The organism is Psychrobacter sp. 1U2 (genome assembly GCF_051847575.1).
The window spans coordinates 1-592 of record NZ_JBPYDC010001483.1 but is presented as its reverse complement, the minus strand read 5'-3'; the positions used below and the strand labels follow the sequence as shown (position 1 = coordinate 592).

The following is a 592-nucleotide window of genomic DNA, read 5'->3' as shown; positions in this document are numbered from 1 at the left end:
AACCGATTAGCCAGCTACAAACCTACTTAAACGATGAGCCTGACCATAGCAGTATTGATCATATCGAAGCCAGTATCCAACAAAGCTATAACCGTCTGCGCTTGTCGCCTTACTTGCGCAGCCTTGTCTCAGCTAGCGTCGACACTTGGTACACTAATCATCAGTCGGATACGATTGCGAGCGTAGCAGCGAGCTCATATATTGATGAAGAGGCCATGACGCAATTAAGTAGCGCCCTACTTCCTGTCGTGCATGACGCTCTTGAAAGTACATGGCTTACCACTCATATCTATAACATGTTACAAGCATTTTATGCGCAACCTAACATCAAAGATGGTTTCGTATTCAGCAAAAATTAATTCGAGGTTTTAGCTTATTTATCAGCTTTTAATATTATTCATTTATTAAGTTAGTACAACAACTATGAGTCAACATAATAAACTCAGCTTATGGCAAAAACTCAAACGGTTCCTGACTGCTTCAGCACCGCAGGCTGTTGCTGATGACGTGAAATTGTCGCAGCAATCGTTGTCACTTAAAGCTGAATTTAGCGTTGATAACGATACTGATATTAATAAAGATATTAATGTTA

General features: G+C 40.2%; 1 pseudogene. It reads left to right on the top strand.

Annotated elements, in window-relative coordinates:
• A pseudogene (locus ACS8FD_RS22760) lies at window positions 1–359 on the top strand (hypothetical protein); the annotation flags it as partial.
• Window positions 360–592 lie beyond the last annotated feature (233 nt).